We start from the raw sequence: 9,345 nt of genomic DNA, 5'->3' as shown, positions 1-9,345 counted from the left end.
GGCTCAGGACGGGATACAGTTTCCCAAACAGGGCTCAATCGGAAACTACGACCCAGTTTGAGGCCTCAAAACGGGACGCAGTTTCCGCCCGATCAGCCTTCGCCGTCATTCCGCCATTCAGCGACGCGCATCAGCAACTCTGTTCACAGAAAATATATGAACATATGTTCGATATACGCACATCTACCTCGGCATTTTCTGTCGAAAAACTTTGCTACTCCAAAAACTCAATCGCGTCAAGGCTTTTCTTGCCCAACGGTCGGTACCTGATAAACTATTAGGTTGCGATAACTGGCGAAGCTATGCCTCGCCAACCCACCGAGCATTTCCGTGAAGGAGGAAAAACCTGGTGACCTACGCATACACTGCCACTGAGCGCAAGCGCGTCAGCTTCGGGAAAATCCCGGAGGCCATGGAGCTCCCCAACCTTATCTCTGTTCAAAGGGAATCCTTTGAGCGTTTTAAGGACGAGGGCCTTCGTGAGGCGTTTAAGGAATCCAGCCCCATCCAGAGCCAGAACCATGTTCTCGAGGTTACCTTCGGCGAGCATCAGTTTGGCGACCCCGCGCACACCGTCGAGGAGTGCCGCGAGAAGGATATGACCTATCAGGCTCCGCTTCTGACCGACGTCCGTCTCACCAACAAGGAGACTGGCGAGATCAAGGAGCAGCTCGTCTTTATGGGCGACTTCCCCATGATGACCGATCAGGGCACCTTCATCATCAACGGTACCGAGCGTATCGTCGTCTCGCAGCTCGTCCGTTCCCCGGGCGTGTACTTCAGCTCCGAGATGGATTCGGGCAAGCAGATCTACAAGGCTCAGATCATCCCGTCCCGCGGTGCCTGGCTTGAGTTTGAGGTCGACAAGCGCGACCAGCTCATGGTCTCCATCGACCGTAAGCGCAAGCAGAGCGCCACGATGTTCCTGCGCGCCCTTGGCATCGCCGTCACCAACGACGACATCATCGAGCTGCTCGGCAACTCCGATGTGATCAAGCGCACCCTCGAGCGCGATACCGCCCTTACCCGCGAGGATGCTCTTATCGAGATCTACCGTCGCCTGCGCCCGGGCGAGCCTCCCACCGTGGATGCTTCCCGCAGCTTGCTCGAGGGCCTGCTCTTCAACCCGCAGCGCTACGACCTGGCCCGCGTCGGTCGCTACAAGGTCAACAAGAAGCTCAACCTCACCACCGAGGAAGAGGTCACGGTGCTCACCGACGAGGATATCGTCGCGACGCTGCGCTACCTCCTGTCCCTCGCTGCCGGCGAGCAGGGCTTCAAGGTTGACGACATCGACCACTTTGGCAACCGCCGTATCCGCACCGTCGGCGAGCTCGTCGCCAACCAGTTCCGTATCGGCATGAGCCGTATGGAGCGCGTCGTCCGTGAGCGCATGAGCTCCCAGGACATCGACGAGATTACCCCGCAGTCGCTCATCAACATCCGCCCGATCGTGGCCTCCATCAAGGAGTTCTTCGGTTCCTCGCAGCTCTCGCAGTTCATGGACCAGGCGAACCCTCTGACCGGTCTGACCCACAAGCGCCGTCTGTCCGCACTCGGCCCTGGCGGTCTTGCCGGCCACAAGTCGGGCTCCAGCCGCCGCACCAACGTGCCGACGGCCGTCCGCGACGTTCACAACTCGCACTACAGCCGCATGTGCCCGATTGAGACCCCCGAAGGCCCCAACATCGGCCTGATCGGCTCGCTTGCCCTCTACGCCCGCGTCAACGAGTATGGCTTCATCGAGGCCCCGTTCCGCCGCGTCGAGAACGGCGTTGCCACCGACCAGATCGACTGGATGACCGCTGACGAGGAAGAGAAGCACGTTATCGCGCCGGCCAACACGCCGCTCGATCCCAAGACCAACGAGTTCATCACGACCGATGCCGAGGGCAAGATCGTCCGTCCGCATTCCGTGATCGCCCGTACCCGCGACTTCGACGGCTCCTTCGGCGCTCCCGCCGACGTGCCTGTCGAGGACGTCGACTACATGGACGTCTCGCCGCGCCAGATGCTCTCCGTCGCAGCCACGCTGATCCCGTTCCTCGAGCACGACGACGCTAAGCGTACGCTCATGGGCGCCAACATGCAGCGTCAGGCCGTGCCGCTGGTTCACCCCGCCGCTCCCTATGTCGGTACCGGCATGGAGCGTCGCGCCGCCCTGGACTCTGGCGAGGTCACCCTGGCCAAGAACGCCGGCGAGGTCATCTTTGCCGACGCCTCCAAGATTATCGTCAAGCATGCCGGCGGCATGGACGAGTATCACCTGGCCAAGTACCAGCGCTCCAACCAGTCCACCTGCATCAACCACCGCCCGCTCGTGCGCGTCGGCGACACCGTTGAGCAGGGCGAGCCTCTGGCCGACGGTCCTTCGACCGATCACGGCGAGCTCGCACTGGGCCAGAACCTTACCGTGGCCTACATGCCGTGGGAAGGCTTCAACTACGAGGACGGTATCGTCGTGTCCGAGCGCCTGGTGGCCGAGGACCTGCTGACGACCATCAACATCACCCGTCACGAGATCGACGCCCGCGATACCAAGCTCGGCCCCGAGGAGATCACTCGCGAGATCCCGAACCTCTCCGAGGACATGCTTGCCAACCTCGACGAGGACGGCATCATCCGCATCGGCGCTGAGGTCGGCCCTGGCGACATCCTGGTCGGCAAGGTTACCCCTAAGGGCGAGAGCGCTCTGACTGCCGAGGAGCGCCTGCTGCGCGCCATCTTCGGTGCCAAGGCTCACGACGTTCGCGACACTTCCCTTAAGATGCCTCACGGCGCTTACGGCCGTGTCATCGACGTCGTCCGCTTTAGCCGCGAGAACGGCGACGACCTGGCCCCCGGCGTCAACGAGCAGGTGCGCGTCTACGTCGCCCAGCGTCGTAAGATCCAGCAGGGCGATAAGATTGCCGGCCGCCACGGTAACAAGGGTGTTATCTGTAACGTTCTGCCGGTCGAGGACATGCCCTACATGGCTGACGGTACCCCGATCGACGTTATCCTCAACCCGCTGGGCGTTCCTTCGCGTATGAACGTCGGCCAGCTGCTCGAGTGCCACCTTGGCTGGGCTGCTGCCTGCGGTTGGGATACCGAGGATGCCGATTCCGACAAGTACGTCCCCGGTCCGTTCTTTACCGCGACGCCCGTCTTCGACGGCGCCAAGGAGGACGAGATCGCCGAGGTCATCCGTCGTGCCAACAAGAATATGCTCAACAAGGCCACCGCTGCTTTTGGCGATCACATGCGCCCCGAGTTTGTCACCCAGCTTGACGAGCGCGGAAAGACCCGCCTGTTTGACGGCCGCACCGGCGAGGAGTTCCGCGAGCCCATTACCGTGGGCACGTCCTACATTCTCAAGCTCGGTCACATGGTCGACGACAAGATCCACGCCCGTTCGACTGGCCCTTACAGCCTGGTTACCCAGCAGCCGCTGGGCGGCAAGGCCCAGTTCGGCGGCCAGCGCTTCGGCGAGATGGAAGTTTGGGCACTGTACGCATACGGTGCTTCCAACGTCCTGCAGGAGATCCTGACCGTCAAGTCCGACGATACCGTGGGCCGCGTCAAGACCTACGAGTCCATCGTCAAGGGCGAGAACGTCCCGGTTCCGGGTATCCCCGAGTCCTTCAAGGTTCTCGTCAAGGAGATCCGTTCCCTCGCACTGGACATCGAGCCCATGCGCGATGCCGACGAGGACGCCTCCGCCCCCGTGACCGCCGAGGAGACCTCTGCCCTCGATGACCTGGCTGCGCTCGCCGGCGTTGACGCCGACGTCGAGGCCCAGGATGCCGAGACCGCCGAGGCACCCGAGGCTGTCGCCGCCACGACCACTGATAAGGAGTAGTTGACTGTGGCAGATTTCGAAGCTACTGAATTTGACTCGGTAAAGATCTCCCTTGCCTCCGCCGACCAGATCCGTTCCTGGTCGCACGGTGAGGTCAAGAAGCCGGAGACCATCAATTACCGTACCCTCAAGCCCGAGAAGGACGGCCTGTTCTGCGAGAAGATCTTCGGTCCCGCCAAGGACTGGGAGTGCTCCTGCGGCAAGTACAAGGGCATCCGCTTTAAGGGCATCGTCTGCGAGCGCTGCGGCGTCGAGGTCACCTCGGCCAAGGTGCGTCGCGACCGCATGGGCCATATCGAGCTCGCCGCTCCCGTGTCCCACATCTGGTACTTCAAGAGCCCCACGAGCTTCCCGATGAGCCGTATGCTCGACATCAAGTCCAAGGACCTCGAGAAGGTTCTGTACTTTGCCAGCTACATCATCACCGAGGTCGACTACGAGGCTCGCGAGGCCGACGCTGACGATCTGCGTGAGGAGCTCGCCGCCGATCTGGAAGAGATCGATGCCGAGTGCGCCCGCCAGATCGAGTCCCTCAAGGAGCAGGGCAACCCCGAGAACTTTGACGAGTTCTCCGACGAGGAGCCGCTGACCCCCGAGGAGATCGCCTCCGGCATCGTCGACATCGAGGAAGAGTGCAAGGACGAGAAGCAGCTCCGCACGGACGCCTTCAACGCCTTCATGAAGCTCACCGAGCGCGACCTCATCTCCGATGAGCCGCTGTTCCGCGAGATGACCCGTTACTACTCCATGTACTTCAAGGGTGGCATGGGTGCCGAGGCCGTCCGCGACCTGCTCGCTGCCATCGACCTCCCCTCCGAGGCCGAGAAGCTCAAGGCCATCATCGCCGACGAGGACTCCCAGAAGCAGAAGCGCGAGAAGGCCGTCAAGCGCCTCGAGGTCGTTGACGCCTTCCTGAAGGGCGGCAACAGCCCCGCGAACATGATTCTGGATGTCATCCCGGTCATTCCGCCCGATCTGCGCCCGATGGTCCAGCTCGACGGCGGCCGCTTCGCCGCGTCCGATCTCAACGACCTGTATCGTCGCGTGATCAACCGTAACAACCGACTCAAGCGCCTGCTCGACCTGGACGCCCCTGCGATCATCGTGAACAACGAGAAGCGCATGCTCCAGGAGTCCGTGGACGCCCTGTTCGACAACGGCCGCCGTGGGCGCCCGGTCTCTGGCCGTGGTGGTCGCCCGCTCAAGTCGCTCGCCGAGGCCCTCAAGGGCAAGCAGGGTCGTTTCCGCCAGAACCTGCTGGGCAAGCGTGTCGACTACTCTGGCCGTTCGGTAATCGTTACCGACCCCAAGCTGCTGCTGCACCAGTGCGGTCTGCCCAAGACCATGGCGCTGGAGCTCTTCAAGCCCTTCGTCATGAAGCGCCTGGTCGAGCTTGGCAAGGTCGAGAACATCAAGGGCGCCAAGCGCGCTATCGACCGCGGTGCCACCTTTGTGTGGGACATCCTCGAAGAGGTCATCGACGGTCGTGTCGTGCTGCTCAACCGTGCACCGACCCTGCACCGTCTGTCCATCCAGGCCTTTGAGCCGGTGCTGGTCGAGGGCAAGGCTATCCACCTGCACCCGCTGGTCTGCGCGCCCTTCAACGCCGACTTCGACGGCGACCAGATGTCTGTCCACGTGCCGCTGTCCAGCCAGGCTCAGGCCGAGGCCCGCGTGCTCATGCTCTCTGCGAACAACCTGCGCTCGCCGGCATCCGGCAAGCCGGTCAACATCCCCTCGCAGGACATGATCATTGGTGTGTACTACCTGACCCAGGTCCGCGACGGTCTGCCGGGCGAGAACCACGTGTTCTCGAGCTTCGACGACGCGCTGCACGCCTATGACTGCCGCTCCGAGGTCGACATGCAGGCCAAGATTCAGGTCCGCGTGTCCGCCGAGAACGCCAACGTCATCAACGAGGACGGTACCCGTATCTTCCGCGTCAAGAACGGCAAGAACGAGTTCGTCGACTACGATGTCACCGGTAACAAGACCGCACGCTTCGAGACGTCTATCGGCCGCATCATCTTCAACCGCCAGTGCCTGCCCGAAGACTACGAGTTCATGAACTACAAGATGGTCAAGGGCGATGTGGCCAAGCTGGTTGCCGACTGCTGCGATCGTTACCCCGAGGCCAAGGTCGGCCCGATCCTCGACTCTATCAAGTACTCCGGCTTCCACTACGCTACCCGCGCCGGCCTCACCATCTCGGTGTGGGACGCTCTCATCCCTGCCGAGAAGCAGGAGCTGCTCGACCGCGCCCAGGCCAACGTCGACCAGATCAACGAGTACTTCGAGGAGGGCTTCATCAACGAGACGGAGCGCCACATCGAAGTCGTTAACGAGTGGACCGCTTGTACCGACAAGGTCGCAGCGCTCATGCTCGACATGTTCGACGAGGAGAACCCGCTGTACATGATGGCCGACTCCGGCGCCCGTGGTTCTAAGACCCAGCTGCGTCAGCTCGGCGGCATGCGTGGCCTGATGGCAGATATGTCCGGCGAGACGATCGACCTTCCCATTAAGGCGAACTTCCGCGAGGGCCTGCTGCCGCTCGAGTACTTCATTTCGACCTACGGCGCCCGTAAGGGCCTGGTCGATACCGCATCCCACACCTCGGACTCTGGCTACCTGACCCGTCGTCTGGTCGACGTGGCCCAGGACGTCATCGTCCGCGAGGAGGACTGCGGTACGCACGAGGGTGTCACCTACAACCTCATCATCCCCGGCACCACCGACCTCAACACCGATCTTGTCGGCCGTTGCTTCATTGAGGACGTCGTGGCTCCCGATGGCACCGTGCTCTTTGAGCAGGACGGCTATATCGAGAAGGTCGCCGACATCCAGAAGATGGTCGATGCGGGCCTTAAGAAGGTCAAGCTTCGCGCGCTGCTCACCTGCCGCTCCAAGTACGGCGTGTGCCAGAAGTGCTACGGCTGGGATCTTTCCACCCGTCGTCCGGTCGCCATCGGTACCGCAGTCGGCATTATTGCCGCCCAGTCCATCGGCGAGCCCGGTACGCAGCTTACGATGCGTACCATTCACTCCGGCGGCGTCGCTGGCGTCGACGATATTACGCAGGGTCTGCCTACGGTCAGCCGTATGTTCGATATCGTCGGCAACGTCAACGAGAAGATCCTGGGTCGCGAGGCCGAGCTGGCTCCGTACTCCGGCCACCTCTCGATTAAGCCCGAGAAGTCCGAGTACGTGCTGACGCTCACCGACTCCGAGGATCACACCCGTGTCCTCGACGAGCGTCGCGTCCCCGCTTCGGTGCGCTTTATGCCCGAGATCGAGGACGGCTGCGAGGTTCGCGCCGGCGACCAGATCACCAAGGGCTTCGTCAACTTCCGCAACCTGCGCAAGCTGACCGACATCGAGTCGACGATGCACACCTTCGTCGAGAGCGTCAAGGACGTCTACACCAGCCAGGGCGTCGACCTGAACGACAAGCACATTGAGGTGCTCGCACGTCAGATGCTGCGTCGCGTTCAGATCACCAACCCCGGCGACTCCAAGTACCTGCTTGGTCAGTACGTCGACCGCTACGAGTTCGCCGACGAGGTCGAGCGCGTTGCCCGTCTGGGCGGTCAGGCTCCTGTGGCTGAGCCCGTCATCTTGGGTACGCTCAAGGTTGCGTCCAACATCGACTCCTGGCTGTCGAGCGCTTCGTTCATCCGTACCGCCGGCGTCCTTACCGAGGCTGCTATTGAGGGCAAGGTCGACCACCTGCTCGACCTTAAGTCCAACGTCATTGTCGGTAAGAAGATTCCGGCTGGTACCGGCCTCAAGCCGTACGCTAACGCCAAGCTGACGTATCGCACGGCCGACGGCTACGTGGACATCGATGGTCCGGCTTCGCCCAACGCCAAGTCACTGCCCGAGTGGGCTCCCGTGGAGCTCAAGGACCTGGACGAGCGGCTCCCACAGCAGCTCGACTGGGCTGGCTACGACGAGTTTGGCGGTGCCGACGGTTCGTTCACCCGCAACGGCCACACCATCTCCGCCGAGAAGGCTCGCCTGTACCTGTTCGACGACCTGGGCGTGTCGCAGCGCTGGACCAACAAGTTCAGTGAGGTCGGCATCGAGACGGTCGGCGACCTGGTTGGCAAGTCCGAGGAGGATCTGCTGCGCATCGATGGCATCGGTGCCAAGGCGATCGAGGAGCTCCGTGACGGCCTCGAGGCCCACGACCTGCTCTACATCCTCGAGAACAACGACGACGTTGCCGACGAGGAAGACCTCTCGCAGCTGCTGCAGATGGTCTTTAGCCCCGACGGTCCGGACGACATCCTGCTGGGCACCTCCGCTCCGACGCATCACGCCGATGCCGACGAGGAGCTCCTGGGCGCCCCGATCGACGACAAGAAGGCTTCCGCCAACGGTGCCATCAACGAGGACATGGCTTCCCTCGACGAGCTGCTCAACCAGCTCGTGGACACCGACGATACCGAAGAGGCCAAGGACAACGACGGGGAGTAATTTCCCAGTACGTTAACCGCCCTTCCAAAGACCCGCTCCCCAACAGGGAAGCGGGTCTTTTTTGTTGGGGAACGTTGCCCCGACGAGTACGTAGGATTCCCGGGACGGGCGGCATAGGGGTTAAGTTTGTCGCGAGTTCCGCACGCAAAGGAAAGCACTTAATGTGCTTTCCGTCTTGCGCAGGACTGTAGAGCAGCAAACTTAACCCCTATGCCGCCCGTCCCGGGAATCCGCCCTCGCGCACAGGAGGGGATTCCTTTTAATATGAGCAGGACATTGTCAAGAGGCAAAATCGGGCCTGGCCCCAACGATATGGGGTCAGGCCCTCTCCCTATATCAACCCGTCCGCGGCGACCTCGGCGTGTCTTCCCGACGCTCGTCTTTGCAGTTTAATATCCGCCCGTGGCGATCTCTCGCTGGGCAATCCGTTGCTACGGCTGAGGCTTCTTCGTCGAACCGACAGTCTGTGCACGCGTGTGGCGCCCTGGGCGCTCGCAGAAAAGGGACCTGAGGTTCGCCTCAACGGCTTCGGATCAAACCGCTTCCGGGGTGATCGGCTTATGTGCGGGGGACCGGCCCCCTACGCCTCCTCGGCCATGAGGCCGACCGCCCACACCCAGCAGGCGAGCTCGCGCGCCGTGGCCACGTTCGCCTTGTTGTTGTGGACCCCGCGCGCGAGCAGCGCCTCCCGCCTCTCGACCAGCCTCCGCACGCCCTTGGCGGCATGCCTGCGGGCGACCCGGTCCGGGGCCTGGCCCTTGGCGAGGTCCTTCGGCCGCCCCGAGCACGTCAGGTAGTGCCACGCGGCCTCGACCAGCGCCTTCCTCAGGTGTTTGTTGCCCGCCTTGGTGATCGCGCCCCTGCGGTCGCTCTCCCCGCTGGAGTGCTCGGAGGGCGTCAGGCCGACCCATGCGGCGAACGACCGGGCGTTCCTGAACCTCGAGAACTCGCCGGCCTCGAACACGAGGTCGGCGGCCGTCGCGGTGTCGACGCCCTTTGTTTTTGATAGCTTTTATTTTTAG

General features: G+C 62.5%; 2 protein-coding genes and 1 pseudogene. 2 read left to right on the top strand and 1 reads right to left on the bottom strand.

The features are described 5' to 3' along the window. The first annotated feature begins 412 nt into the window (after positions 1 to 412). Together ACQRAP_RS08335 and ACQRAP_RS08330 are read left to right on the top strand one after the other, a co-directional pair. On the top strand, positions 413 to 3,841 hold the full coding sequence (locus ACQRAP_RS08335; protein ID WP_229770619.1) for a DNA-directed RNA polymerase subunit beta: 3,429 nt from the start codon (positions 413 to 415) through the stop codon (positions 3,839 to 3,841). Positions 3,842 to 3,847: 6 nt separating this feature from the next. Beyond that, positions 3,848 to 8,323: a DNA-directed RNA polymerase subunit beta' gene (locus ACQRAP_RS08330; RefSeq protein WP_427795366.1), complete on the top strand. Its 4,476-nt coding sequence runs from the start codon at positions 3,848 to 3,850 to the stop codon at positions 8,321 to 8,323. A gap of 580 nt (positions 8,324 to 8,903) precedes the next feature. Here the strand turns inward: ACQRAP_RS08330 and ACQRAP_RS08325 are convergent. Continuing rightward, positions 8,904 to 9,320 (bottom strand): annotated as a pseudogene (locus tag ACQRAP_RS08325) (transposase); the annotation flags it as partial. Positions 9,321 to 9,345: the final 25 nt, after the last annotated feature.

Origin of the sequence: Collinsella sp. SGI.180 (assembly GCF_050313455.1) — a bacterium.
In the GTDB taxonomy this organism is placed as follows: Bacteria; Actinomycetota; Coriobacteriia; order Coriobacteriales; family Coriobacteriaceae; genus Collinsella.
This window is presented reverse-complemented; position numbering and strand designations above follow the sequence as displayed.

Bases quoted from the DNA above. Each gene is read 5' to 3' on its own strand.
- ACQRAP_RS08335 (WP_229770619.1), top strand. From the start codon at position 413: ATGGAGCTCCCCAACCTTATCTCTGTTCAAAGGGAATCCTTTGAGCGT.